This window comes from Nonomuraea sp. NPDC001699, from assembly GCF_053596455.1.
Genome location: NZ_JBSFGF010000007.1, coordinates 71,695 through 96,868 on the forward strand (window position 1 = coordinate 71,695; position 25,174 = coordinate 96,868).

Genomic DNA, 25,174 nt, shown 5'->3' on the forward strand with positions numbered 1-25,174 from the left:
GGCCGCCGCCGCGCGGCCCGGGGCGTGGCGCGCGGACGCCACGGGTACGCACCGGAGATGATGATCGACGAGCGGGACGGCGCGGACGTCACGCCCGCCACCGACTGGCTGCTCGGCCCGGTGTCCCGCGAGGAGTTCCTGCGGGACCACCAGGGGCGGCGGCATCTCCTGCTGCGCAGGCGGTCGCCCGGCCACTACGGCGAGCTGTTCTCGCTGGCCCGCTTCGACGAGCTGCTGTCCGGCTCCGGCCTGCACGCCGGGGCCGTGCGCGTGGTCCGCGACGGCCACGCCGACGGCGGCGCGGCCGGGCTGGAGGACCTCTACGCCCGCTACCGCGACGGCTCGACCCTGATCCTGCCCTCGGTCCACGAACGGTGGCCGCCGCTGCGGGAGCTGTGCCGGCGGCTGGCGGGCGAGTTCAGCGCGGAGTGCCGGGTCAACGCCTACCTCACACCGCCGCGGGCACGCGGTTTCGGCGTCCACCGCGACTCCCACGACGTGTTCGTGCTGCAGGTGGCCGGGGCCAAACGCTGGCGGATCCACGAGGACGCCTGCCACGAGTTCGACCTGGGCGAAGGGGACCTGCTCTACCTGCCGCGCGGCCTGCCGCACGAGGCCGCCTCGGCGCAGGGCGCGTCCCTGCACCTGAGCGTCGGCGTCCATCCCCTGACCTGGGCCGACGTGCTGCTGGCCGGGTGCGAGGCGGCCGTCTCCGCCGACTCCGCCTTCCAGGAGCCGCTGCCCTTCGGCTTCGCCCGTACGATGGGCGGCCGGGCCGCCGTATGCGAGCGCATCCGGGAGCTGACCGCCCGCCTGGGAACCGCCCTCACCCCGGAGAGGCTGGCCGACGACGCGGTGGACATGGCGTTGCTCGCCGAGGGCGACCGGCTGGACGGCCATCTGCTCGACCTCGCGGGCCTGGCCCGCCTCGACGCGGGCACCGCCGTCCGATGCCGCCCCGGCCTGCGCTGGGAGAGCAGGCGGGACGCCGGCACGCTGGTCCTCGCCTTCCACGGCAAACGGCTCAGCCTGCCGGCCCGGCACGAGGCGGCCTTCCTGCGCATGGCGGACGGCGAGCCCTTCACGGCGGCCGGTCTGCCGGGGGAGGACGGCCTCGCCCTGGTACGCCGCCTGGTCGAGGAGGGGTTCCTGACCCTGGCGACGTCAGGCTGACCCGGCGGGCCTGCGGAAGACGCAGCGCACCACGTGCCAGTGTTTGGGCTCGTCCCTGGCGTCGATGCCGTCGTAGCGGTCCTCGCGCAGGACAACAGGCTCCAGCCCGGGGAACAGCGCGCCGGCCTCGGGGGCGCGCAGGAACGTGCGCCCCGGCCGCCCCGCCCAGGCGTCCTCGGGACCGAAGAACGTGCAGCACAGCACGCCGCCCGCGGCCAGGCCGCCGGCCATCGCGGCCGTCACCCGGCGGACGTCGGCCCTGGGCAAGAAGGGCAGGACGTGGATCGCGACCATGAACGAGTAGGCCCCCGCCGCGACCGGCACGTCACGGACGTCGGCGTGCACGACCCGCAGCCGCGGGTGCCGCCAGGCCGCGGCCAACGCGAGGGTGCAGGGGTCGGTGTCCACGGCCTCGACCGAGAAGCCCAGCTCCAGCAGGAAGCGGGTGTCGTTGAGCGGGCCCGCGCCGATGTCCAGCGCACGACCGCGGACGCCGCCGAGCACGCCCAGCGCCTCGACGACGAGCGCGTTGGGCCCCCGCCCCGCCCGCAGGGAGGCGTAGGTCACGCCGCCGCTAGCCGCTCACCTTGAGGACGCGCTGCTCGACCAGCACCTCGGCCAGGGCGACCCGCTCCTCCCCGGTCAGGCCGCCGGGCAGCTCCCGCACGTAGAAGGCGCCGGTGCGGGCCACGAACTCCAGCGCGGGTGCGGCGATCATGTTGGCGCCCACCAGCGGTTCGCCCGACGGGGAGAGCAGCTCGACCTGGTTCCCGTCGCGGCGGGTGGTGAGCAGCCCGGCGCTGTCGTTCACCACGCGGCGGGTCAGCGTGACGGTGCGATGGTCGTACCAGACGTCGGGGAGCGGGCAGCCGAAGAGCTCCTTGTAGCGGTCGCGGAACTCGGCGAACGTGGCCACCGGGGTCTCCTCGGCGGGCTCGTCCCGCACGCCGGGGTCGTTGCTCGGGCTGTGGTGGACGTACCGGCCGAAGTAGGTGCGGCAGAACTCGGTGTACAGGCCGGTGAACAGGATGAAGTGATGCCAGGCGTCGTCGACGCGGGTCGAGTGCATCATCCAGATCCGCGACCGGTCGACCTGCGTGAGCACCAGGTACTTCTTCGCCTCGGCGAACAGCTCATCGGCCTCCTCCTCCGTCGCGGCGACGCGCTCCTTGACGAGCCGTTCGAGGAGGTAGGGCGCCTGGTGGTCGAGCGCGGCGAGCGGGGTGTCGGTGATCATGGCGGTTCCCCTACTCCGGCGTCGACTTCCTGCGGCAGGACGAGAGGCACACGCTGCTGCAGTCCCGGCAGGTCATGCAGGGGCTGTGGCAGTCGGCGCGCTCGGTCTTGACCCGCAGGTGCAGCCGGCCCGTCCGGATCTCCCCGGCGTCCTCGGCGACCTCCGAGGTCAGCGAGGCCTCCGCCGTGCCGGCCTGCCGGCGGACGACCTTGGCGTCCCGGCGTACCCACAACACCTTCGCGCCGAAGAGCAGGATGCTCTCGGGCACGTTCTCGATGTGCAGGACGTCGCTCAGCGGGATGTCGAGGGCCGAGTTCAGATCCTCCAGGCTGGGATACAGCGTGACGAATCCATCCTGGTACGGCGGGCCCACGTAGCCCCAGAACGTCATGGTGTCCGGGGAACCCTCCTGGAGCAGCTTGACCAGGAGAGGATGCGCCTCGGGCCCTTGTATGGCTGTGCTCATGGCGGTGCTCCTCGTTCCCGGCGAGCGTGACATCCCGGACCCGGGAGCGGCGGCGCGCCGCGCCGCCGCTTTGCCGAACCCGGGGCCGCGCCGGGCGGGCTCAGCCGAGGTCGGCCTGTGACGCGCCCGGGGCGTTCGCCTCGGCGAAGACGCCCACCTGCTCGGACGCCGGTGACGGCGGCTGCTCCATGAGCGCCTGGATCGCGGACCTGCGCTTCTCCAGGCCCGCCTCGTCGATGCTGATCCGCCGCCGGTTCCGGCTCTTGTCTTCGGTCATGCTCGGCAACCGTAGTGAGCCGCACGTCAACGCGGGGCAACGGCACCGTCTTGTTTGGGCGGGGTCGCCCCGCCGGCCCGGCGCCCTCACCTGGTCTGTTCCGGTTTTCCGCCATCGAGGTCGGCGGCCGAGCCCCATGGTGGCCCGCTTCCCGCCTGCCTAGCGTTGACCCCGTGATCAGTCTCGACGGTTTGACCAAACGGTACGGCGACCGGACGGCCGTGGACGACCTGTCGCTGGAGCTGAGGCCGGGCACGGTGACCGGGTTCCTCGGGCCCAACGGCGCGGGGAAGTCCACCACCATGCGGCTCGTCCTCGGGCTGGACCGGCCCTCGGCGGGCACGGCGCTCATCGGCGGCCTGCCGTACCACCGGATCAGGAACCCGCTGCGGACGGTCGGCGCGCTGCTCGACGCGCGGGCGCCGCACCCCGGGCGCAGCGGGCGGGCACACCTGACGGCGCTGGCCCGCAGCAACGGGATCCCCGCGCGGCGGGTGGCCGAGGTGCTGGAGAGCGTCGGCATGGCCGGCGCGGCGGGCCGCCGCGCCGGGGCCCTCTCGCTCGGCATGAACCAGCGGCTCGGCATCGCCGCCGCGCTGCTCGGCGACCCGGAGGTGCTGCTGTTCGACGAGCCCGTCAACGGGCTCGACCCCGACGGTGTGCGGTGGGTGCGGCAGCTCATGCGGTCGCTGGCCGCCGAGGGCCGCACGGTGTTCGTCTCCAGCCACCTGATGAGCGAGATGCAGCTCACGGCCGACCACCTGGTGGTCATCGGCAAGGGCCGGCTGATCGCCGACGCGCCCCTGGCCGAGGTCATCGGGCGCAGCTCGCTGACGGCCGTGCTGGCACGCACCCCGCACGCCGGGGAGCTGGCCGAACGCCTGCGCGCCGCCGGGATCGCCGCCGAGCGCGTCGCCGAGAACGAGGTCGTCGCCACCGGCGCGTCCGTCGAGCGGGTGGGCGACCTGGCGCACGAGGCCGGGATCAGGCTGCACGGGCTGCGCGCCCGGGAGGCGTCCCTGGAGCAGGCCTATCAGGAGCTGACGGAGAGCAGCGTGGAATACGGGACGACGGGAGCGGGCGCGTGACGAGCACGTTGTGGCGGGCGGCGTGGGCCGAGTGGGGGAAGTTGTGGTCGGTCCGGTCCACGTGGTGGTGCCTGGCCGGCGCCGCGGCGCTCATGGTGCTGACCGCCGTGACGCTGGCCGCGGCCGCCGCCACCGACGCGGTGCGCGACGGGGCTCCCGGCGTGCGGGTGACGGCGAGCGAGTCCGTGGTGTCGGCCACGTCGTTCGTGCAGTTCGCGCTGGTCGCCCTGGCCATGCTGGCGATCACGGCGGAGTACTCCTCCGGCGGCATCAGGGTCACCCTGCTGGCCACGCCCGTGCGCGGGCTGGTGCTGGCCGCCAAGGCGCTGGTGGTGGCGCCGGTGATGTTCGCCGCCGGGGTGCTGTCGGGGGCGGTGGCGACGGCGGCGGTCTACCTGGTGCTGCAGGCCGACGCGTTCGGCGGGGTCGTCGTGCTGCCGTTCGGCGAGGTCGTGCGGGACGTGGCGGGCGCGGGCGCGTTCTTCGCCCTGGTGTCGGTGATGACGCTCGGCGTCGGGGCCGCGATGCGCAGCGCGGCGGGCACGCTGACCGTGGTGTTCATGCTGCTCCTGGGCCTGCCGCTGGTGCTGCTGATGACCGGGAGCCAGGCGGCGCTGGACGCCTCGCTGCGCATGCCGACGTTCGCCGGGCTGGCGTTCATGGGCAGCGTGGACAACCTGACCGGCGGGCCCGTCCCGTACCCGGCGGGGGAGGGGCTGGCCTGGCTGCTGGCCTGGACGGCGGCGGCGCTGGCGGCGGGCTACACCGTCCTGCGCCGCCGCGACGCGTAGGCGGCGGGCCCGTGCCACGACGCCTTGGCTTCGGGCCTGTGCCGGGCAAGACGCCGGGACGCGTAGGTTTCGGGCCTGTGCCGGGCAAGACGCCGGGACGCCTAGGCTTCGGGCCTGTGGTGGACAAGCGGGAGAATGCGGGCAGCAGGGCCGCGAAGGCGCTGGTGGGGGTGCTGGCGGGCATGGCGCTCGGCGCGGTCGAGCTGGCCTTCCTCTGCGTGGCCTGGCCCATGTCGCTGGTCCCGGCGGCGCGCCCGCAGGTCAGGCGCGGCGTGGCCGGGCTCCTGGCGCTCGAACGCCTCCGGCTGACCAGGTGGTTCGACCACCCCGCCCCCACCCGCGACGGCGGTTACGCCTACCTCGCCGCCCGCGCCGCCCTGGGCGTGCTCGGCGGGTACGGCTGCGCCACCGCCCTGTTCGTCGGCCTCCTGCTGCTCGCGGGCGGCGCGTGGGAGCTGATCAGGGGCGGCTCGGACGCCGTCCCCGTCGAGCTGCCGGGCGTCAAGATCGTCACCACCGGCGGCATGCTCGGCCTGACCGGCGGCGTGGCCCTGCTGGCGGTGACCGCGCTGCTCGCCCTGGCCGTCGGCGTCCTGGAACGCCGGCTGGCCGCCCACTTCCTCGGCCCCGGCGGCCGGGAGCTCATGCGCCGCCGCATCGCCGAGCTGACCGCGACCCGCTCGGGCATCGTCCGGGCCGTGGACGACGAGCGCCGCAGGATCGAACGCGACCTGCACGACGGCGTCCAGCAGCGCGGCGTGGCCCTGGCCATGCTGCTCGGCCGGGCCAGGCACAGTCACGGCCACGGCCAGGACCACGCCAGGAGCGCCGAGCTGGTCGACCAGGCCTACGCCGAGTCCCGCCGCCTCCTGGACGAGCTGCGCAGCGTCGCCTGGCGCATCTACCCCACCGCCCTGGACGAGCTGGGGCTCAAGGCCGCGCTCGCCGGCGTGGCCGAACGCGCCGCCGTGCCGGTCACCGTCCACTACGGGCCGGCGGCCCGGCCCGCCACGGAGATCGAGACCGCCCTGTACTTCGTGACCAGGGAGGCGATCACCAACGCGGTCAAGCACGCCCGCGCCCGTGACATCCTGGTCGTCGTGAGCGAGGACGAACGGACGGTGAGCGTGGCGATCTCCGACGACGGCGAAGGCGGCGCCGACCCCGCGGGCGGCGGCCTGTCCGGGCTGGCCCGCCGCGTCCTGGCGCTCGACGGCGTGTTCACCGTGGACAGCCCGCCCGGCGGGCCCACGAAGATCGTCGCCACGCTGCCGAAGGAGCCGCCGTGCGGCTGATCCTGGCCGACGACTCCGTGCTGCTGCGCGAGGGCCTGACCCGGCTGCTGGCCGAGGCCGGGCACGAGGTCGTCGCGGCCGTGGGCGACGCGTCCGCGCTGCTGGCCGCCGTCGCCGATCAGCGGCCCGACGTGGCGGTGGTCGACGTGCGCATGCCGCCCGGCCACAAGGACGAGGGCCTGCGGGCGTCCCTGGAGATCCGCGCGCGGTGGCCCGAGGTGGGCGTGCTCGTCCTGTCCCAGTACGTCGAGCCCCATTACGCCGCCACCCTGCTGGCCGGGCCCGCCGAAGGGCTCGGCTACCTGCTGAAGGACCGGGTCTCGGAGGTGGCCGACTTCCTCGGCTCGCTCGACCGCGTACGCGCCGGCGGCACGGCCTTCGACCCCGAGGTCGTGCGGCAGCTCCTGGCCCGCACCAGTCACGCCGACCCGCTGAGCCGGCTGAGCCCGCGCGAGTCCGAGGTGCTGGCGCACCTGGCCCAGGGGCTGGTCAACGCGGCCATCGCCGAGCGCCTGCACGTCTCGGCGTCCACGGTGGAGAAGCACGTCAACGCCATCATGGACAAGCTCGACCTGCCGCGCGACACCGGCTACAGCAGGCGCGTGCTGGCGATCCTGCGCTACCTGGAGGGCTGACCCGGAGACCGGGCCTCAGACCTCGATCACGCGGGGCAGCGCCGGAGGGTTCGGCCGCGGCTGCCACTCGCGCGGGTAGCCGAGCGAGACCTCGATGAACGGCACGCCGTCGTGGTGGGTCAGGCGCGGGATGTGCAGGTGACCGTAGACGACGGCGGCGGCGTCGTAGTCGAGGTGCCAGCGGGCGGTGCGCTCGGTGCCGCACCACTGGGCGAACTCCGGATAGCGCAGGATCCGGGTCGGCTCGCGGACCAGCGGATAGTGGTTGACCAGCACGGTCGGCAGCCCCGGCGGCCGGGCGGCCAGTCGCGCCTCGGTCAGCTCGGCCCTGGCCGCGCACCAGGCGTCCAGGCCGGGGTGGGGGTCGGGGTGGAGCATGACCTCGTCGGTGCAGACGATCCCCGCCTCGTAGGCCGTCGCCAGGGACTCCTCCTTGGTCGTCGCGCCCTCCGGACGCCAGGTGTAGTCGTACAGGACGAACAGCGGCGCCACCGTGACCGGGCCGCGCGCCCCCTCCCAGACCGGGTACGGGTCCTCGGGCGTCAGGACGCCCAGGTCGCGGCAGAGCTCCACCAGGTACTGGTAGCGCTCCTCGCCGCGCAGCTGCACCGGGTCGCGGGCGGGCGTCCACAGCTCGTGGTTGCCCGGCGCCCAGACCACCTTCGCGAACCGGCCGGCCAGCAGGCGCAGCGCCCAGGCGATGTCGGTCGTCAGCTCGCCGACGTCACCCGCCACGAGCAGCCAGTCGCCGTCCGACCCTGGGCGCAGCTCCTCGACGAACCTGCGGTTGTCGGGATGGTGCACGTGCAGGTCGCTGACGGCGAGCAGACGGGGAGCGATGATCACGTCTCGGATCGTACGCCGCCGTGCGGCCTTCCACGATGCCGACCGTCCGTCCGGGGGGCACGGACGCCTCCGGGTTGGCCGCGTCGCCGGCGGGTAGGTACGTCACCTGCCCGCACCCGGAAGAGGACCAGCCATGACGACCGCGCCGACCCTCGTGCTCTCCGACGGCCGCCCCATGCCGCGCCTGGGCCTGGGCACCTGGCCGATGGACGACCGCCAGGCCCGCCAGGCCGTCGGCCACGCGCTCTCGCTCGGCTACCGGCTGATCGACACCGCCGCCAGCTACGGCAACGAGAAGGGGGTGGGCGCGGCCGTCGCCGAGTCGGGCGTGCCGCGCGAGGAGCTGTTCGTCACCACGAAGCTGCGCGGCGCCCAGCACGGCTACGACCTGGCGCTGCGCGGGTTCGAGGAGAGCCGCTCCCGCCTCGGCCTCGACCACGTCGACCTCTACCTGATCCACTGGCCGCTGCCCGGCCACGGCCTGTTCGTCGACACCTGGAAGGCGTTCGTCCGGCTGCGCGAGGAGGGTCTGGCCCGCTCGATCGGCGTCTCCAACTTCACCCCGGAGCAGATCGAGCGGGTGGTCGAGGCCACCGGCGTGTGGCCCGCGGTCAACCAGGTCGAGCTGCACCCCGGGTTCCCCCAGCCCGACCTGCTCGCCTGGCACGCCGGGCACGGCGTCGTCACCGAGTCGTGGAGCCCGCTCGGAGCCGGCGGCAAGCTGCTCGACGACCCGGCCGTCACCGAGGTCGCCGCCGCGCACGACCGCACCCCCGCGCAGGTCGTGCTCCGCTGGCACGTGCAGCTCGGCGCCGTGCCGATCCCCAAGTCCGCCGACCCCGGGCGCATGCGCCACAACCTGGAGGTCTTCGACTTCGAGCTGTCGGCCGAGGAGATGGCGCGCATCTCGGCCCTGGGCGGCGCGGGCAGCCGGCTCGGCGGCGACCCCGACCACCACGTGGAGTTGTAGCGCGGGTCAGCGTTCGTAGACGATCCTGCCGTCCACCATCGTCATCGTGACCGGCACCGCGGGCAGGTCGGCCGGGTGCGCGTCGAGCAGGCTGTCGTCCAGCACGCACAGGTCGGCGACCTTGCCCGGCTCCAGCGAGCCCTTCCACGACTCCGCGCCCTCCTGCCAGGCCGGGGTGACCGTGTAGGCGCGCAGCGCCTGGTCGAGCGCGAGCCGCTGGTCGCGGGCGCCCTCGACGGCCCACCGGGTCGCGGCCGCCGCCACGCCGTGCCGCCAGTCGGGGGTGAGCATGGGGGCGTCGGAGCTGAGGCTGAGCCGTACGCCGGCGGCCAGCGCGTCCCGCACCGGCCAGGCGTGCCCGAGCGCGGCCTGGCCCAGGGCGTCGCGGAGCATGGGGGAGGCGGCGGCGGCGATGCCCGGCTGGGTGGTCAGGCCGATGCCGGCCGCGGCCATCGTCTTGAGGGTGTCCGGATGCAGGACGTCGCCGTGGACGAGGTAGTGGCGCCGCCCGGGGGCCCCGGCCAGGGCGCGGGTGACGGTCCTGGTCGCGCGGCTGCCGGTGGCGTGCACCGCGACCTGGTGCCCGGCAGCGGCGGCGGTCTTGATCATGGTGGTCAGCGCGGTCTCGCGCTCGTCCTCCGAGCCGCCCTCGACCAGCGGGGCGCCGTGCGTGCCGTCCTCGTACGGCTCGTCGCTCCAGGCGGTGCGCATCGGCGGGATGCCGTCGGCGAAGATCTTCACCCCGGCGACCTTGAACCAGCCCGGCACCTCGGCGGGCGGCGTCAGGTCGCGCAGCCCGGAGACCAGGTCGGGCAGCGAGCTGCGCCCGCCCACCTCGGCGAAGAGCAGCAACGCGCTCACCCGCGCCTTCAGCTCGCCCCGGGCGGCCATCCCGGCGTACTCGCGCAGGAGCTCGACGCCGAACCGCCCGCCGCCTTCGTGCTCGCAGGGGCCGAGCCCGGGCTCGGTGTAACTGGTGATGCCCAGGGAGGCCAGCAGGTCGCCGGCGCGCTGGATCGCCGCCCGGCGTTCCTCCGCCTTCCCTAATCGGGAGTCGGGCACGAGGTCGCCGGCGCCGGTCAGGCGGTCCAGCAGGAGGTCGGGCCAGCGCAGGCCGAGCCAGGCGCCGTGCAGGTGGGTGTCGTTGATGCCGGGCAGCACCGATCTGCCGCGCAGGCGGACGACCCGCGTCCCCGGGCCGACCATGGCCTGGACCTGCAGTGGAGTGCCGACCCTGACGATGCGCCCGTCCTTGATCGCGATGCCGGACGCGAGGTGGCCGGCCGGGTTCATCGTGTGGACGACGCCGCCGGTCATGACCAGATCCGCCGACCTGTTGTCAGCCGCAGATTTCATATCCGCTCCGCTCTGGACACTCTCATTTCCATCCGCATAACGTACATGGAATCAGATACGATTTCGTGCCGGGAGGTGACGATGCCTCTACCTTTCGAGGCACGGCGCATCATCGATCGAGCCCGTCGCGGACCGGCGCACGCGCCGTCGCCCGACGCGGCCGGCGACCGCCGCCGGAGCCGCTGATGAACGCTCCCGCGGACGATGTCCTCGACGTGCGGGGCGTCAGCGTCTCCAGGGGAGAGGTCCCCGTCGTGCACGAGGTCAGCCTGGGCGTCGCGCCCGGCACGGTCACCGTGCTGCTCGGCGCGAACGGCGCGGGCAAGACCACCCTGCTCGACGGCATCGCGGGCCTGGCCCCCGCCGCCGCCGGAACGGTCACGCTCGCCGGCACGCCGCTGACCGGCCTGCCCACCTACCGCCGCGCCCAGGCCGGACTCGGGTACGCCGAGCAGGCCCGCACCGTGTTCCGCACCCTCACGCTGGAGCAGAACCTGCTGGTCTCCGGCGACGGCGACCCGGCCATGGTCTACGACCTCTTCCCCGAGCTGGACCGCAGGCGCACGCTGCCGGCCGCCAACCTGTCCGGTGGCGAGCAGCAGATGCTCGTCATCGGCCGGGCGCTGATCGCCGGGCCCAAGGTCGTCCTCATCGACGAGATGTCGCTCGGGCTCGCGCCGGTCGTGGTCCGCCGCCTGATGGGCTCGGTGCGGGAGCTGGCCGAGCGCGGCATCGGGGTGCTGCTCGTCGAGCAGTTCGCCAACCTGGCGCTGGAGATCGGCACCCGCGCGTACGTGCTGCGCAAGGGCCGGGTCGTCTTCGAGGGCCCGTGCGAGGAGCTGCGCGGGGCCGAGGACCGGCTGCACGAGTTCTACTTCGGCGCCGTCACCGACGACGGCCTCGCGCGGGCGGCCGGCACGGAAGGCGGGAGCTGATGAACGCGCTGCTGAAAACCTGGGGTCCCGGGCTGGGGCTGGCCGTGGCGGCGTGCGCGGTGCTGCCGTGGGTGTTGCCGCCGTACTGGATCTACCTGGCGATCGCGGCCGTCGTCAGCGGCGTGCTCATGCAGAGCTACGGCGTGATCGTCGGGCGGGCCGGGGTCATGTCGCTGTGCCAGATGTCGTTCGCGGCGATCGGGGCCTGGGTGGTGCTGCGGCTGAACCTGGCCGACGCGCCCGGCGGCCTCCTGCTGTGGCTGGTGCTCGGCGGCCTGGCGGCCGTGCCGGTGGGTGTCGCGATCGGGCTGCCCGCGCTGCGCATCCGGGGCGTCAACCTCGCCGTCGTCACGCTCGGCTTCGCCGTCTCCACCGACATCGTGCTCAACGCCAACCAGTTCCCCGGCACGGCCGAGCTGAAGACCGTCGTGCGGCCGGGGCCCTTCTCCTCCGACGCCGCGTACTTCGTGCTGGCCATGACCGTGTTCGTGCTGATCGCCGCCGGGCTCGCGCTGGTCAACCGGACCAGGATCGGGCGGTCCTGGCTGGAGTTGCGGCACTCCGAGCGGGCGGCGGCGGCGCACGGCATCTCCGTGGCGCGCAGCAAGCTCACGGCCTTCGCCATCAGCGCGTTCATCGCCGGTATCGGGGGCGGGCTGATGGCGGGGCAGCTCGGCCTCGTCGTATCCGGAAATTTCGCGATGATGCAGTCGCTGGCGCTGTTCGCGGTCGCCGTGCTCATCGGGCCGCACAACACCGAGGGCGCCGTCCTGGGCGGCATCTTCGGCGCGGTCATGGCCACGATCCTGGAGAAGCTGCGCCTGCCGCAGGACCTCGGCGGCATCCTGTTCGGCGTCATGGCGATCTTCGCCCTGCGCAGCGGGGTGAGCCAGACCGACTTCACCCGGGCGCGCAGGCGCGAACGGGCCGCGCGCCCCCTGCTGGAGGCCGCCGCCCCCGCCGAGGAGCCCGCCCCCCTTCCCCCGGCCGCCGGCGAGGGGAACGTGCTGGAGGTGCGCGGGCTGAGCGTGCGGTTCGGCCAGGTCGTCGCCCTGGACGGCGTGGACCTGACCGTGCCCGCGCTCGGCGTCTGCGGCCTGATCGGCCCGAACGGCGCCGGCAAGTCCACGCTGATCTCCGCGGTCACCGGCTTCGCCGCCCGCTACGAGGGCTCGGTCGTGCTCGCCGGGCAGCCCCTCGACCGGCTCAGCCCGAGCGTCCGGGCCCGGCGCGGGCTGCGGCGCACGTTCCAGACCACCGCCATCGCCTCGGAGCTGACGCAGGAGGAGTACCTGGCGATCGTCGCCGGGCGGCGCCTGCCCGCCGCCGAGACGGAGGAGGTGCTGCGCTTCTTCGGCTGCCCGCCCGGCGAGGTGCCGGTCTCGATCCTCGACGCGGGCACCAGGAGGCTGCTCGACGTGGCCGCCGCGATCGCCGCCAGGCCGAAGGTCGCGCTGCTCGACGAGCCGGCCGCCGGCCAGTCCGCCGCCGAGTCGCTGCGGCTCGGCCGCCGCCTGGCCCAGGTCCCGGCCCGCTTCGGCGTGTCGATCCTGCTGGTGGAGCACGACATGGATCTCGTACGAGCCGCCTGCGGCCAGGTCACCGTGCTGGACTTCGGGCACGTGATCGCCTCGGGGCCGACGCTCGACGTCTTGGACGCACCGGCCGTCAGGGCCGCCTACCTCGGGACCGTCTTGGAGGAGACATCATGAAACGCGTACTCGTGGCTCTGCCCGTCCTCGGCCTGTTGACCGCTCTGACGGCCTGTTCCGGCGGCTCGGGCACCGACGGCCCCATCAAGGTGGGCGCGATCAACGGCGTCACCGGGCTGTTCCAGACCCCCGAGGTGCCGCAGGCGGTCAAGGCCGTCTTCGAGGAGGTCAACAAGGCCGGCGGGATCAACGGCCGCAAGATCGAGCTGATCAGCAAGGACGACGCGATGAACCCGCAGCGCTCCACGGAGGCGGCGCGCGATCTGATCGACTCCGAGGAGGTCGTCGCGCTGGTCGGCTCCTCCAGCGCCGTGGACTGCGGGCTCAACCGCGCCACCTACAGCAAGTCGCAGATCGTCTCCATCCCGGCCGTCGGCGTGGACCCGGCCTGCTTCACCAGCCCGAACATCGCCCCGGTCAACCCCGGCCCGTTCAAGCTCCTGACCGCGATGCTCTACTACGCCTCCGAGACGCTCAAGCGCGACAAGGTGTGCCTGGCCTTCACCGTCCTGCCGGGCAGCGGCGGCGGCATCGACGCGGCCGTCAAGGAGTGGAGCGACATCACCGGCAAGACGCTGACGGTCAAGGACACCTCGGTCGGGCAGGGCGACCCGACGCCGTACCTGGTCAAGCTCAAGGGCGCCGGCTGCCAGGCGGTCATCTACAACGCCCAGGTCGGGCCGTGGTTCGCCCAGGCCAAGACCCAGGGCATGCAGGACGTCGACTTCATCCTCATGGCCAACGCCTACACCGACGCCAACGCCGCCCTCATCCCGGCCGGCATGAACGCCCAGGCGGGCACCGAGTGGCAGCCGTACACCGACGAGACGCTGCCGGGCAACGACCGGTGGGCGAAGATCGTCAACGACAACAAGATCCAGAAGACCGCGTTCAGCCAGGGCGGCGTGATGGCGGCCGACGTGTTCGTCCAGGTCCTCAAGACGATCAAGGGGGACATCACCCGGGAGTCGGTGACCAAGGCGTTCAAGGAGATGCAGCCCATCACCTACCCCATGGTCGGCACGCCCTGGGTGTTCGGCCCCGGCCAGACGCACAACCCCATCGAGGGCAGCCGCTTCGTCAAGGCCGAGAACGGCAAGTGGACGGTGCTGCCCGAGGGCTTCATCGTCCCGAAGCGGAACGGCTGATGCTCGACTCCGTGGTCGCGGGCCTGACCAGCGGCGGCGTGTACGCGCTGCTCGGGCTCTGCGTGGTCCTGACCTACCGGCTGGTCGCCGTGGTCAACTTCGCGATGGCGGCGGTGGGCGCGATGGGCGCCTTCGTCATGGTCACCCTCACCGACGCCGGTCTGAACGTCTGGCTTGCGCTCCCGCTCGGGGCGCTGGCCGGCGGGCTGGTCTCGGCGCTGCTCGGCCTCGGCCTGGTGCGCTGGTTCGGCGAGCACGACCTGCGCACGAAGGCGGCCGTCACCGTGGCGGTGTTCGTCGCGCTGATGTCGGTCGGGCTGCGGCTGTTCGGCAACAACACCAGCGGCGCGCGGCGCTTCCCGCAGCCCTTCGACGCGCCCGCCTTCACCGTGGGCGAGGTGGTCGTGCCGCAGGCGGTGCTGGTGTCGCTGTCGTTCGCGGTGCTCATCACCGTCGGCGTGGGGCTGCTGCTCGGGCGCACCCGGGTGGGGCTGCGGCTCCAGGCGCTGTCGGAGCGCCCGGCCACCGCGCAGGTCGTCGGCATCCCCGCCCCCCGGCTCGCGCTGGCCGTGTGGGTGGCCATCGGGGCGGTCAGCACGCTGGTCATCGTCCTGGTCGCGCCCCGGCTCGGCGGCGACTTCTCCACCCTCGGCAACCTCGTCACGACCGCGCTGGCGGTGGCCATGGTGGGGGCGTTCAGCAGCCTGTGGCTGACGCTCGCGGGCGGGCTGCTGCTGGGCTGCCTGGAGGGGGTGACGGCCTCGCTGGAGGCGGTCCAGCAGTACCGGGGGGTGCTGCCGTTCCTGGTCATGGTGGCGTTGTTGTGGTGGCGCAGCCGCCATCAGGTCTGGGACTCGGAGGCGAACGTATGACCGTCAAGGTCCCCCAGCGCCAGATCGGCGCGCACGGCCCCGAGGCGTCGGTGCTGTCCCTGGGGTCCTGGCACACCTACGACCGGATGGACTTCGGCGCGGCCGTCGAGCTGCTGCGGCACGCCGTGGAGATCGGGGTCAACCTGTTCGACGTGGGCGTCTACGGCCTGCCGGGACAGCGGCCGGTCTTCACCGACGTGCTGTTCTCGGCCATGGTCAGGGCCGCCGGCCTGGCCCGCGAGGACTACCTGCTCTCGGTCAAGCTCTGGCTCGACGACCACCCCGGACGTCCGCTGCGCGAGCAGCTCGAACGCGCGCTGCTGCGGGCCGGCACCGACCACGCCGACCTGGCCGTGGTCGGCGACGTCCACCGCGAGGACCTCGACCTGCGCCGGCTGGCCCGCGAACTGGCCGCGCTGGAGGCGGAGGGGCTGCTGGGCTGCTGGGGCGTCAACAACTGGTCGGCCACCTCGATCCTGACCATCCGCAACCACGCCCGCGACCTCGGCTCGCCGGGGCCGCAGCTGGCCCAGCTCAAGTACAACCCGTGCCGCCGCTCGATCCCGGAGGGGGTGCCGTTCTCCGAGGTGTTCGACGCGGGCGTGTCGTTGCAGGCCAGCGACGTGCTCGAAGGCGGGCTGCTGGCGGGCAGGGAGACGCCCGCCCGGCCGGTCTTCCCCGACCCCGGCGGCGTGCGCGAGCGGGCGGCGACGGCCGCCGCCGGGCTGGCCGAGGTGGCGGCCGGGCTGGGGGCGACGCCCGCGCAGGTGTGCGTGGCGTTCTGCCTCACCCATCCGGCGGTGGCCAGCGTGCTGTTCGGCGTCACGAGCAGGGCCCAGCTCGCCGACAACGCGGGCGCGCTCGCCCTGCTCGACCGGGTCGGCCCGGCGCGGCTGCGCGAGCTGGCCGCGCCGTTCTGGGCCGACGCCGACACGGTGGACCCCGAAGGGCCCTGACGCCCCCGCCTTCCCGCTCTCAGCGCGGCGCCTGGACCAGGCCCGCGCCCAGGTCCTCGGCGTCGGCGTCCGGGACGAACACGTCCGTCGCCGCGGTCAGCAGCAACCGCCCGGTGACGGCCGCGGCCCGCGCGCCGTCGCTGCGCGCCCGCAGCTCCTGCCACCACAGCGCCGCCGCCCCCGCCACGTGCGGGGCGGCCATGCTGGTGCCGCTCTTGCTGGTCAGCCCCCCTCCGGTACGGGCCGAGACCACGTCCACGCCAGGCGCGCACACCTGCGGGAAGGTGTTGGAGAAGCGCGCGACCGCCAGCCGCCCGGACGGCTGCCGCTGCACCGCGCCCACGGCCATCATGCCCTCGGCGGCCGACGGCAGCTCCGGCCCGACCTCGAAGTCCGGCCGCAGCTCCCGGTGGCTGGCGTTGCCCGTGGCCGCGACGACGATCGTGCCCGTGCCGAACGCCGCCCTGGCCGCGATCATCCGCATCAGCGAGTCGTAGAGCCGCAACGTCGCCCGGTACGACTCCAGCGCGATCGACGTCGCCAGGAACTGCGGCAACCCCCGATCCTCAAGCTGGCGGATGGCGGCCGGGAAGTCGATGCCGAGCGACATGGTGATGACGTCGGCGTCGTTCCCCAGCGCCCAGAGCAGGCCCTTGACCGTCGCGGCGGTCGAGCCCTTGCCGTCGTCGCCGAGCACCTTGCCGATCAGCGCGCGCTCGACGCCGGGCGCGACGCCGATGCGCATGCCGTCCACCGGGCGGCCGAAGACGGTGCCGGCGCAGTGGGTGCCGTGGCCGACCTTGTCCCCGAGGCCCGACCCGGTGAAGTCCTGCTCCACCAGCGTCACCCCGGTGAAGGCCGGGTGGGCGGCGTCGATCCCGGTGTCCAGGACGGCGACCACCGTCCCCGCCCCCGTACGGGGGGAGGCGTCGGCGCCCAGCGCCCGCACCCCCCACGTGACCTGGGCGCCGGCCTCCGGCCCCGGCGGCGGCGCGTCGACGTCCTCGGGCGCGCCCGGGACGGTGGTCGGCATCGGCCGGGCGACCGCGGCCACCGAAGGGTCCCGCGCGAGGTCGGCCACCTCGCGCTTGCCGAGCCCGGTGACCTCGACGTGCGGCTCGCCCGGCGTCTCGACCGCGGCGGCGCCCGGCTCGAACGGCGCGGCCATGCGGGTCCTGCTCAGATCACGCAACACGATGAACTGGTCGGCCATCGTCTTCCCCTCCTGGAAGTAGCCCACCCCTGTGATGTCAGGCGTACTCCCGCCGGGGCCGCCTGGCAACAGTGTTCACCGTCGCGGGCCCGCGACAGTCCTCACCGTCGTGGGCCCGCGACGAGCACGGCCACGATCGCCAGCAGCAGCCAGCCCGAGGTCAGGGCGATCAGCCAGGTCCATCCGGCGTGGCCGTACACGGCGCTGCCGGCCGTGCCGCCGGCGCCGCTGCCGAGGTAGTAGCACAGGGTGTAGAGCCCGGCGGCGCGTCCTCGGGCGGCGGGCGGGGCCTGCGCGGCGACCCAGGCGTTGGCCACGGCGTGCGCGGCGAAGAACCCGGCGGTCAGCACGGCGAACCCGGCCACGACCGCGGCCAGGGGGTCCAGCGCGGTCAGCGCCGCGCCCGCGGCCGTCACGGCGAGGGCGGCGGCCAGGGCCGTACGGCGTCCCAGGCGGTCGGCCAGGCGGCCGGCGGCGGCCGAGGAGGCGGTGCCGAGGGCGTAGGAGAGGAACACCAGGGAGGCGACGGCGGGGGAGAGCGACAGCGGCGGCGCGGACAGGCGGAAGCCGGCGGCGTTGTAGAGGGCGACGAACGCGCCGACGCCCAGCGCGCCCACCGCGTACGGCGCCAGCAGCCCGGTCCCGATCCGCACGCGGCCAGAAGGGCGTACGGCGGGCGGCACGGCGGGCGGGGGAGCGGGCAGCGTACGGGCCGCGTACGCCGAGCAGAGCAGCGACACCCCCGCCACCACCAGCAGCGCCCCCCGCCACCCCCACGGCCCGGCGGCGAACCCGGCGCCCAGCCGGCCCAGCATCCCGCCCACCGAGTTCCCGGCGATCATCACGCCCACCGCCCCGGCCAGCCGCGTCGCCCCCACCAGATCGGCCAGGTACGCCGCCCCGACCCCCGCGAACCCGGCGACCGCCACCCCCTGCGCCGCCCGCATCGCGACCAGCACGGGGAACGTCGGCGCCAGCGGCAGCGCCAGCCCGATGAGCGCCGAGGCCAGCACGGACCACACGATCATCCGCCGCCGCCCGACGACCTCCGCCAGCGCGGCCAGCGGCAGCACGGCCACCGCCAGCGCCGCCGTGGGCACGCCCACGGCCAGCGACGCGCCGCCCGGGTCCAGTTGGAAGGCGGCCGCGAGCTGCGGCAGGACGGGCTGCGGGGCGTACAGCAGGGCGAAGGAGGACACGCCGGCCGCCGCCACGGCCGGACCGGCCCGCCGGGTGCCGACACGTTGAGCCTCTTGAGCTTCGATGACCGCCACGCCAGGAAACGCTAAGCAAGGCTAATAAATACGTCCAATGCGGAAATGGGCAATAATTCATGCTGTGCTGGATGAATACGAGTCCGTGGACGAGCGGCTGGCCGCCGGGCTGGCTCCCACGCTCGCCCTGCTGGCCGCCGTCGGGGAGACCGGGCACGTCACGCGGGCCGCCGAGCTGCTCGGCATGCCGCAGCCCACCGCCAGCCGCCGCCTGGCCGCGCTCGCCGACCTGGTCGGGGCGCCCCTCGTGGTCCCGTACGGGCGGGGCATCCGGCTGACCAGGGCCGGGCGCGTCCTGGCCGCCGCCTCCGGCCGGGCGCTGGCCACCATGGAGTCGGCCGCCCGCGAGGTGCGCGAGGAGATCGACCCCGGCAGCGGCCGGATCGTGCTCGGGTTCCTGCACCTGCTGGGCCGCACGCTCGTCCCCTCGCTCATCCGCGGCTTCCGCGAGCGCCATCCGGGCGTGCGGTTCAGCCTGGCGCAGGGCTCGCGCCAGGACATGCTGCGCGCGCTGGGCGAGGGCGAGATCGACCTGGTGTTCGTCGCGCCCCTGCCTGACGGCGACCCGGGCCTGGCCGGGCATCCGCTGGCCGACCAGGAGCTGGTGCTGTCCGTGCCGCCCGGCCACCGCTTCGCCGGACGCGCCCGGGTACGGCCCGCCGAGCTGGCGGGGGAGGAGCTGGTGACGCTCGAACACGGCTACGGCGTCCGCCAGATCACCGACGACCTGTGCGCGGCGGCCGGGTTCACGCCCAGGATCGCCTTCGAGGGGCAGGAGTCGGAGACCGTGCGCGGCCTGGTGGCGGCCGGGCTGGGCGTGGCCGTGCTGCCCCGCCTGACGGCCGCGGAGGGCGTCGTGCAGATCCCGCTGTCGCCCCCGGTGTTCCGGACGATCGGGGCGTGCTGGCCCGCCGGGACCCGGCTCACGCCGGCCGTGCGCGCCTTCCTGGACCACGTGCGTTCCGGCGCCGCCGACGTCGGGCCGGGGCTGCGTCCCCGCTGACACCCGTCCTGCCGGAAGTAGTTGACGGCTCATCCATTCTGTATGGAGGATTCAGCTACGCACGCCCGCCTGCGGATGGGGACGACCATGCCGGCCGAGTCGTTCAACGCCAGTGTCTTTCTCGTGGACCGCCTGGTCGAGACCGGGCACGGTGACCGCGTCGCCGTCGCCGGTCCCATGGGCACCATGACGTACGCCCAGCTGGCCGCCCACGTCGCCGAGCTGGCCGGCGGGCTGCGGGTGATGGGCGTACGGCCGGAGGAGCGCGTGCTGCTCGTCCTGCCCGACCGGCCCGAGACGCTGATCACCATCCTGGCCGTGATGCGGATGGGCGCGGTCGCCGTCCCGGTGTCCCCCCTGTACGACGGGGCCGAGCTGGGCCACCTGATCCGGGACTCGCGGGCGCGGGTCGTGGTCTCCGCGCCCGAGTTCGAGCCGGCCGTCCAGGAGGCGCTGCTGTCGGCCCCCGAGGTCGTGGCGCTCGTGCTCACCGACGCGAGCCCCCCGGGCCCCGGCAACCTCCCGCGCGGCCCTGCTGTGACGGGAGCGGGCCAGGCGGCGGCGGTCGAGACCGGGGTGCCGGTCTGCCCGTGGTCGGACCTGCTGGAGGCCGGGCGGGGCGTGACCGGCCCGTACGACACCTGCCCGGACTCGCCCGCGCTGTGGCTGCACACCTCCGGCACCACCGGCGCGCCCAAGGCGGTCGTGCACCGCCACGGCGCGCTGCGCGACGTCCACGAGGCGTACGGGCGGCAGGTACTCGGCCTCCGCCCCGAGGACCGGTGCCTCTCGGTGGCCCGGATGTCCTTCGCCTACGGGCTCGGCAACTCCATGATCTTCCCGCTCGCCGCGGGCGCCACCACGATCCTCGACCCCGCCAGGCCCACCCCGGGCGGCGTCGTCGAACGACTGCTGGAGGAGCGTCCCACCCTGTTCTTCGCCGGGCCGTCGTTCTACGCCGCCCTGCTGGCCGCCCAGGCCCCGGAGGACGCCTTCGCCTCGGTCCGCCTGGCCGTCTCCGCGGGCGAGACCCTGGCCCCCGAGCTCCACCGCCGCCTCACCGCCCGCTTCGGCGTGGACGTCGTCGACGGCCTGGGCTCGGCCGAGGCGCTGCACATCTTCCTCTCCGGCCGCCCGGGCCAGGCGCGCCCCGCCGGCTCCGGCACCGCCGTGCCCGGCTACGAGCTGCGCCTCCTGGACGACTCCGGCACGCCCGTCCCCGACGGCGAGCCCGGCCACCTGTACGTGCGCGGCGACTCGATCGCCACCGGCTACTGGTGCCGCACGTCCGCCACCCGCCAGGCGTTCCAGGGCGAGTGGCTGCGCACCGGCGACACCTGCGCCCGCGACGCCGACGGCTCCTACCGGTTCCTGGGCCGCGCCGACGACCTGATCAGGGTGGGCGGCGTCCGGGTGTCGCCCATGGAGGTGGAGTCCCGGCTGCTGGAGCACGCCTCGGTCGCCGAGTGCGCGGTGGTCGCCCACGTCGCCGCGGGCGGGCCGGAGCGGCCGGTCGCCTGCGTGGTGCCCGCGCCCGGCCGCCCGATCGACGCCGATGAGCTGATCGGGTTCTGCCGCGAGGCACTGGCCGACGCCGAGTGCCCGCGCGAGGTGCTGGTCCTGGACGAGCTGCCGAAGACGCCGACGGGGACGGTCCAGCGCGTGGTGCTCCGGCAACTGGCCGCCGACCTGCTCGGCAAGTGACCCCCGGAGGCGGCTCCGGGGTCAGAAGGCGTCGCGCAGCTCCCGCTTGAGCACCTTGCCGGAGGCGTTCTTGGGCAGCGCGTCCACGAACACCACGTTCTTGGGCGTCTTGAAGGAGGCCAGCCGCTCGCGCAGGAACGCGTTCAGCTCGGCGGCGGTCAGCCCGGCGCCCTCGCGCAGCACGACGGCGGCCGTCACCGCCTCGATCCACCGCTCGTCCGGCACGCCGAACACGGCCGCCTCGGCGACCGCCGGATGCTGGTAGATGACCTCCTCCACCTCGCGGCTGGCCACGTTCTCGCCGCCGGACTTGATCATGTCCTTCTTCCTGTCGACCACCGACAGGTAGCCGTCGGCGTCCATGACGCCCAGGTCGCCGCTGTGGAACCAGCCGCCGCGGAAGGCCTCGGCGGTCTTGTCCGGGTCGTCCCAGTAGCCGAGCATGGCGTGCGGGCTGCGGTGGACGATCTCGCCGACCACGCCCGGCGCCACCGGCCGGTCCTCGTCGTCGACGATCCTGGTCTCGACGTTGAGCGCGGGCCGCCCGGCCGAGCCCAGCCGGGTCAGCTGCTCCTCCGGCCGCAGGATGGTGGCCAGCGGGGCCATCTCGGTCTGGCCGTAGAAGTTGAACAGGCGCACGTCCGGCAGCCGGGTCGAGATCTCCTTCAGCACCTCGACCGGCATGATCGAGGCGCCGTAGTAGCCCTTGCGCAGCGAGGACAGGTCACGGCGGTCGAAGTCGGGGTGGCGCAGCAGGCCGATCCACACCGTGGGCGGGCAGAACAGCTTGGTCGCCCGCTCGCCCTCGATGGTGGCCAGGATCGAGGCCGGGTCGGCGCCCGGCAGGACGAGGTTGGTGGCGCCCAGGTAGATGCCGGGCGTCAGGAAGCAGTGGAGCTGGGCGCAGTGGTAGAGGGGCAGCGCGTGCACCTCGACGTCGTCGGAGCTCATCTCGCCGTCGACGACGCAGCTCACGTACTGGGCCAGCAGGCCCCCACCGGACAGGGTGGCGCCCTTGGGACGCGACTCGGTGCCGCTGGTGTACATGATCTGGATCGGGTCGTCGGCGGCGATCTCCACCTGGGGCTCGGCGTCGTCGCCGCGCCAGGTGGAGAACGACTCCCAGCCCTCGGCCGCGCCGATCACGCCGCGCACCCGCACGGCCGGCCCGGCGGCGGCCTCGGCCACCGGCAGCAGCGCCTCCTCGACCAGCATGCCGGTCGCGCCGGAGTGCTCCAGGATGTAGGCCACCTCGCGCGGCCCGAGCATGAAGTTGATCGGCACGGAGATCGCGCCCAGGCGGGCCAGCGCGAAGTAGGCCAGCACGAACGCGTGGTTGTTATGGCTGAACAGGGCGAACCGGTCGCCCTTGGCCACGCCCCGCGCCGCCAGCGCGTTGGCCGTGCGGTTGACCTCCAGGTCGAGGTCGGCATAGCTCTGGCGGATGTTGCCGTAGATCACGGCGGTCTTGCCGGGGAACCTGGCGGCCGAGCGCCGCAGGAGGTCACCGATCGTGTGCTGGCGCGTGGTCATGCAGGGTACCCCCATGCCGAATGATGTTCGGCGATCGTACCCGACGAAGGAGGCGCCCGCCGAGACCCCGGCGGACGCCTCCTCGGGATCACCCGGGCTGGGTGACGCCGTTGACCTTCAGCGTGTACGGCGCGTACTGCTGGACCTGCTCGGTCGGCTCGTCATAGGCCACGATCGCGACCACCGACGGGAAGACCGCGAACGGCGCGAGCTGCAGCCGGTTGAGGCTGATCGAGCCCTTGCCGTCGAACTGGGCCTGCAGCACCACCGAGTGCCGCTCGTCCAGACCGACCAGGCGCACGTTCCAGTTGCTGACCGGCGTCGGGGAGATCTCGGTCGGGGAGTCGAACGGCTCCAGGCTGGCGCCGTCGCTCACCGCCGTGCCGCCCACCGTGACGTCGTCGACCTTCCAGCCGCCCTCGTTGACCCCGCCGTCGCTGACGTACTGGAAGCCGACGAGGATCTCCTTGCCCGCGTAGGCGGACAGGCTGTAGGAGTGCGGCTCGAACCCGGTGGTGGTGCCGTTGACGGCCGGGCCGAGCGGGCCGGCCACCGTCCTGTCACCGGTGATCGCGGTGTAGGTCTTGCCGCCGTCCGCGGAGACGATCACGTAGCCGTAGTCGAAGCCGGACTCCGCGCCGTACTTGGCGAGGAAGCGCAGCGTCGGGTCGGCGGCCGGGACCGTCACCTTGGTGACCGCGGCGACGTTGAGGTTGCTGGAGTTGCCCGACCACAGCACCGGGTTGCCCGCACGGTCGGGATCGTCGGAGACGACGGTCCAGGCCAGCGGGATCGGCGGCAGCGTCTTGGCGCCCTGGAACGACAGCGAGGTCGGCGCCGCGCCGCCGGGCTTGCGGATCTGCACGTAGTCGGCGCCGTTCGGGGCCGCCCCCGGGGTGTTGTACGCGGCCGGGTTGGCGAGGTTGACCGTCGAGTTCAGGCTCGCGGTCGTCACCCGCTTCTTCGGCACGCCCAGCACCACGCCGCGGCTCCCGACGACCTTGTCCACCAGGACCATGGTCTGGTAGTCGTGGATCACCTGGTACAGGTTCGTCGTCCCGAGCGCGGCCTTGACGCTGGCCAGGCCCTGGAGGGCGCCGTCACGGTGCAGCTTGGACAGGAAGTCCGCGCCGTACCGGTCGTACAGGAACAACATGAACGAGTACGCGTTGCCGTAGTCGGCCAGCACCGCGTCCGGGTTGCCGCCGTCGCCCCACAGGTTGAGCGAGTTCTGCGGGCCGCCGCAGTTGCGCGGGTTCGGGTTGTACGGCGTCTGGACGATGCCGAAGCCCTGGAAGCAGTTGATGTGGTTGTCGAAGCCCTTCTCGAACACCGTCGCCTTGGGGTTGCCGTAACCCGTCACCGAGATCGCGAAGTCCGACAGGCCCTCGTTCATCCAGGTGGTCTCGAGCGGGTCGGTGTAGTAGTGCAGCAGGTGCTGCCACTCGTGGGCGAAGACGCCCTCGTACTGGAAGGGCCGGGCCGAGCGCGAGGTGCACACGTCGGAGGTCGGGTTGTCCGGCGGGTTCGCACCGGTCCTGTGCAGCCAGTCGAACGCGTCGATCGTCATCACGTTGCGGTCGAGCAGCTCGTTGTACTGGGAGGAGAAGAAGCCCGCGATGTACGTGGTCGCGGCCGGGAAGGTGTAGTAGTTGTCGTCCCGGACGTTGTCGATCAGCGTCACCGTGCGGTCGCCGGCGCCGGTGTAGACGCCGCCGTTGCCGTTGGCGTCGGGGCCGAGCACGGCGTTCGTGCCGTCCCGGTCCGGCGGCGTGCTGAAGGTCGCGGTCTCCTTCGGGAACATGTTCGTGTCGAACTGCTGCACCAGGTTCGTGACCTGCGCGTCGGTGATCTCCGTGGTCCCGGGCACCTGCATGCGGCAGTCACCGGCCGGGAAGGCCAGGTCGTTGGCGACCCAGACCTCGATCTTGTCCCCGACGCCGCGCAGCGTGTAGTCCTTGCGGTACAGGCGGCCGTTGTAGTCGTCCGTGGCCAGCCACTGCCGTACGGTGCCGACCGGCGGCGTCTCGGCGGCGGCCTTGGCCGTGGCGCGGGCCTCGTACTTCGCGGGGACCTTGACGGGCTTGCCGTCCAGGGTGAAGTCCTTGCGGGTGAGCTCCTTGACGTCGCTCGGCGGCGACGCGGTCGCGGCGGCCGCCTGCGTGGTTTCGGCCGACGCGGGTATCGCGGCGAGCGTGGGCAGTAAGAGAAGTGCGGCAGCGATTCCGATGATTCGGGTGCGCGCCATTGAACCCCCTAGGTATGGGTGTTGCCCGGATGGAACAGGGGTGACATCCGGTAATTACCGGAACCCGTTTGACGCGCGCAATAGGGGCATTTGCCAACAAACCACGGCGGATTTGGTGATCAGATCAGGACGGCCGGCCGCCGGCACGTCTCCAGCCGCCGGTCCGGGTCGTAGGCGTTCATCGTGACCAGCACCTCCTCGGCCCCGGAGACCCCCACCACGCGGCGATCGACGCACCCGGCGCGAGCGCGATCGAAGGCAGGCCCGCCACCGATTGTCTGAACTGGCGAAAAGGGCTGTCGGACAATCGGCGGTCCGTGCCGATGCAGCCGCTGACCTGGGCGGGGCTGTGAACTGCCGGTTCCTGTCCAGGCCGGAACAGGGGGACGGGCGGCGACCTCGCGTTGTGCACTGGACTTGTGTCCGCCCCGGACACCGGACC

23 protein-coding genes are annotated in these 25,174 nt (G+C 73.6%); 13 read left to right on the forward strand and 10 right to left on the reverse strand.

Features of this window, described 5'->3' with window-relative positions:
- The first annotated feature begins 57 nt into the window (after positions 1–57).
- The gene (locus tag ACWCSU_RS22090) at positions 58–1,173 is read left to right on the forward strand and encodes a cupin domain-containing protein (protein WP_449937113.1); all 1,116 of its coding nucleotides are present in this window, start codon (positions 58–60) and stop codon (positions 1,171–1,173) included.
- Here ACWCSU_RS22090 and ACWCSU_RS22095 read toward each other — a convergent pair.
- From ACWCSU_RS22095 to ACWCSU_RS22110, 4 genes are all read right to left on the reverse strand, one after another.
- Positions 1,165–1,740, reverse strand: a complete 576-nt coding sequence (locus ACWCSU_RS22095; protein WP_364103498.1) for a class I SAM-dependent methyltransferase — start codon at positions 1,738–1,740, stop codon at positions 1,165–1,167. The genes ACWCSU_RS22090 and ACWCSU_RS22095 overlap by 9 nt on opposite strands.
- 7 nt (positions 1,741–1,747) lie before the next feature.
- Positions 1,748–2,410 (reverse strand): glycine-rich domain-containing protein, encoded by a 663-nt coding sequence (locus tag ACWCSU_RS22100; RefSeq protein ID WP_449937114.1) that lies wholly within the window; start codon positions 2,408–2,410, stop codon positions 1,748–1,750.
- Positions 2,411–2,420: 10 nt separating this feature from the next.
- Positions 2,421–2,876, reverse strand: a complete 456-nt coding sequence (locus ACWCSU_RS22105; protein WP_357707607.1) for a hypothetical protein — start codon at positions 2,874–2,876, stop codon at positions 2,421–2,423.
- A gap of 100 nt (positions 2,877–2,976) precedes the next feature.
- A complete protein-coding gene (locus ACWCSU_RS22110; protein WP_357707609.1) occupies positions 2,977–3,153 on the reverse strand; it encodes a hypothetical protein in 177 nt (58 codons plus the stop codon).
- A gap of 173 nt (positions 3,154–3,326) precedes the next feature.
- On the opposite strand from ACWCSU_RS22110, the gene ACWCSU_RS22115 reads away from it, so the two are divergent.
- The 4 genes from ACWCSU_RS22115 (at position 3,327) to ACWCSU_RS22130 (ending at position 6,962) form a co-directional block, all read left to right on the forward strand.
- Positions 3,327–4,241 (forward strand): ABC transporter ATP-binding protein, encoded by a 915-nt coding sequence (locus ACWCSU_RS22115; RefSeq protein ID WP_449937118.1) that lies wholly within the window; start codon positions 3,327–3,329, stop codon positions 4,239–4,241.
- Positions 4,238–5,032, forward strand: coding sequence for an ABC transporter permease (locus ACWCSU_RS22120; protein ID WP_357707611.1), 795 nt, complete (start codon positions 4,238–4,240; stop codon positions 5,030–5,032). Before ACWCSU_RS22115 ends, ACWCSU_RS22120 begins: the two co-directional genes overlap by 4 nt.
- 116 nt (positions 5,033–5,148) lie before the next feature.
- A complete protein-coding gene (locus tag ACWCSU_RS22125; protein ID WP_449937119.1) occupies positions 5,149–6,327 on the forward strand; it encodes a sensor histidine kinase in 1,179 nt (392 codons plus the stop codon).
- Positions 6,318–6,962 (forward strand): response regulator, encoded by a 645-nt coding sequence (locus tag ACWCSU_RS22130; protein ID WP_449937120.1) that lies wholly within the window; start codon positions 6,318–6,320, stop codon positions 6,960–6,962. Before ACWCSU_RS22125 ends, ACWCSU_RS22130 begins: the two co-directional genes overlap by 10 nt.
- Before the next feature lie 15 nt (positions 6,963–6,977).
- Here ACWCSU_RS22130 and ACWCSU_RS22135 read toward each other — a convergent pair whose 3' ends face one another.
- Positions 6,978–7,805 (reverse strand): metallophosphoesterase family protein, encoded by an 828-nt coding sequence (locus tag ACWCSU_RS22135; RefSeq protein WP_449937642.1) that lies wholly within the window; start codon positions 7,803–7,805, stop codon positions 6,978–6,980.
- A gap of 136 nt (positions 7,806–7,941) precedes the next feature.
- Here ACWCSU_RS22135 and ACWCSU_RS22140 point away from each other — a divergent pair, with 136 nt between their 5' ends.
- Positions 7,942–8,778 carry an aldo/keto reductase gene (locus ACWCSU_RS22140; protein WP_357707615.1) on the forward strand — a complete coding sequence of 279 codons (837 nt, stop codon included), beginning with the start codon at positions 7,942–7,944 and terminating at the stop codon, positions 8,776–8,778.
- A gap of 6 nt (positions 8,779–8,784) precedes the next feature.
- On the opposite strand, the gene ACWCSU_RS22145 is transcribed toward ACWCSU_RS22140, so the two are convergent.
- A complete protein-coding gene (locus tag ACWCSU_RS22145) occupies positions 8,785–10,134 on the reverse strand; it encodes an amidohydrolase (protein ID WP_449937121.1) in 1,350 nt (449 codons plus the stop codon).
- A gap of 185 nt (positions 10,135–10,319) precedes the next feature.
- Between ACWCSU_RS22145 and ACWCSU_RS22150 the strand changes: the two genes are divergently transcribed.
- Genes ACWCSU_RS22150 through ACWCSU_RS22170 form a run of 5 tightly spaced genes read left to right on the forward strand, consistent with a single transcriptional unit; the run spans position 10,320 to position 15,757 of the window.
- A complete protein-coding gene (locus ACWCSU_RS22150) occupies positions 10,320–11,069 on the forward strand; it encodes an ABC transporter ATP-binding protein (RefSeq protein WP_449937123.1) in 750 nt (249 codons plus the stop codon).
- Positions 11,069–12,781 carry a branched-chain amino acid ABC transporter ATP-binding protein/permease gene (locus tag ACWCSU_RS22155; protein ID WP_449937124.1) on the forward strand — a complete coding sequence of 571 codons (1,713 nt, stop codon included), beginning with the start codon at positions 11,069–11,071 and terminating at the stop codon, positions 12,779–12,781. Before ACWCSU_RS22150 ends, ACWCSU_RS22155 begins: the two co-directional genes overlap by 1 nt.
- Positions 12,778–13,929 carry an ABC transporter substrate-binding protein gene (locus tag ACWCSU_RS22160; RefSeq protein WP_357707623.1) on the forward strand — a complete coding sequence of 384 codons (1,152 nt, stop codon included), beginning with the start codon at positions 12,778–12,780 and terminating at the stop codon, positions 13,927–13,929. Before ACWCSU_RS22155 ends, ACWCSU_RS22160 begins: the two co-directional genes overlap by 4 nt.
- Positions 13,929–14,801: a branched-chain amino acid ABC transporter permease gene (locus ACWCSU_RS22165; protein WP_357707625.1), complete on the forward strand. Its 873-nt coding sequence runs from the start codon at positions 13,929–13,931 to the stop codon at positions 14,799–14,801. The genes ACWCSU_RS22160 and ACWCSU_RS22165 overlap by 1 nt, the downstream gene beginning before the upstream one ends.
- Complete coding sequence (locus ACWCSU_RS22170; protein WP_449937125.1) at positions 14,798–15,757, forward strand: aldo/keto reductase; 960 nt, start codon at positions 14,798–14,800, stop codon at positions 15,755–15,757. The genes ACWCSU_RS22165 and ACWCSU_RS22170 overlap by 4 nt, the downstream gene beginning before the upstream one ends.
- Before the next feature lie 19 nt (positions 15,758–15,776).
- Here the strand turns inward: ACWCSU_RS22170 and ACWCSU_RS22175 are convergent, their stop codons facing one another.
- A complete protein-coding gene (locus ACWCSU_RS22175) occupies positions 15,777–16,970 on the reverse strand; it encodes a S8 family peptidase (protein ID WP_357711145.1) in 1,194 nt (397 codons plus the stop codon).
- A 101-nt stretch (positions 16,971–17,071) separates the two neighbouring features.
- Entirely contained in the window at positions 17,072–18,244 is a 1,173-nt protein-coding gene (locus tag ACWCSU_RS22180) for an MFS transporter (protein WP_449937128.1), read from the reverse strand.
- A 64-nt stretch (positions 18,245–18,308) separates the two neighbouring features.
- On the opposite strand from ACWCSU_RS22180, the gene ACWCSU_RS22185 reads away from it, so the two are divergent.
- Together ACWCSU_RS22185 and ACWCSU_RS22190 are read left to right on the forward strand one after the other, a co-directional pair.
- Positions 18,309–19,247 (forward strand): LysR family transcriptional regulator, encoded by a 939-nt coding sequence (locus tag ACWCSU_RS22185; RefSeq protein ID WP_364103208.1) that lies wholly within the window; start codon positions 18,309–18,311, stop codon positions 19,245–19,247.
- A gap of 42 nt (positions 19,248–19,289) precedes the next feature.
- Positions 19,290–20,951 (forward strand): benzoate-CoA ligase family protein, encoded by a 1,662-nt coding sequence (locus ACWCSU_RS22190; RefSeq protein ID WP_449937129.1) that lies wholly within the window; start codon positions 19,290–19,292, stop codon positions 20,949–20,951.
- 21 nt (positions 20,952–20,972) lie between these two features.
- Here the strand turns inward: ACWCSU_RS22190 and ACWCSU_RS22195 are convergent, their stop codons facing one another.
- Both ACWCSU_RS22195 and ACWCSU_RS22200 read right to left on the reverse strand, forming a co-directional pair.
- On the reverse strand, positions 20,973–22,484 hold the full coding sequence (locus ACWCSU_RS22195; RefSeq protein ID WP_449937131.1) for an acyl-CoA synthetase: 1,512 nt from the start codon (positions 22,482–22,484) through the stop codon (positions 20,973–20,975).
- A gap of 88 nt (positions 22,485–22,572) precedes the next feature.
- Positions 22,573–24,732 (reverse strand): hypothetical protein, encoded by a 2,160-nt coding sequence (locus ACWCSU_RS22200; protein ID WP_357706608.1) that lies wholly within the window; start codon positions 24,730–24,732, stop codon positions 22,573–22,575.
- Positions 24,733–25,174: the final 442 nt, after the last annotated feature.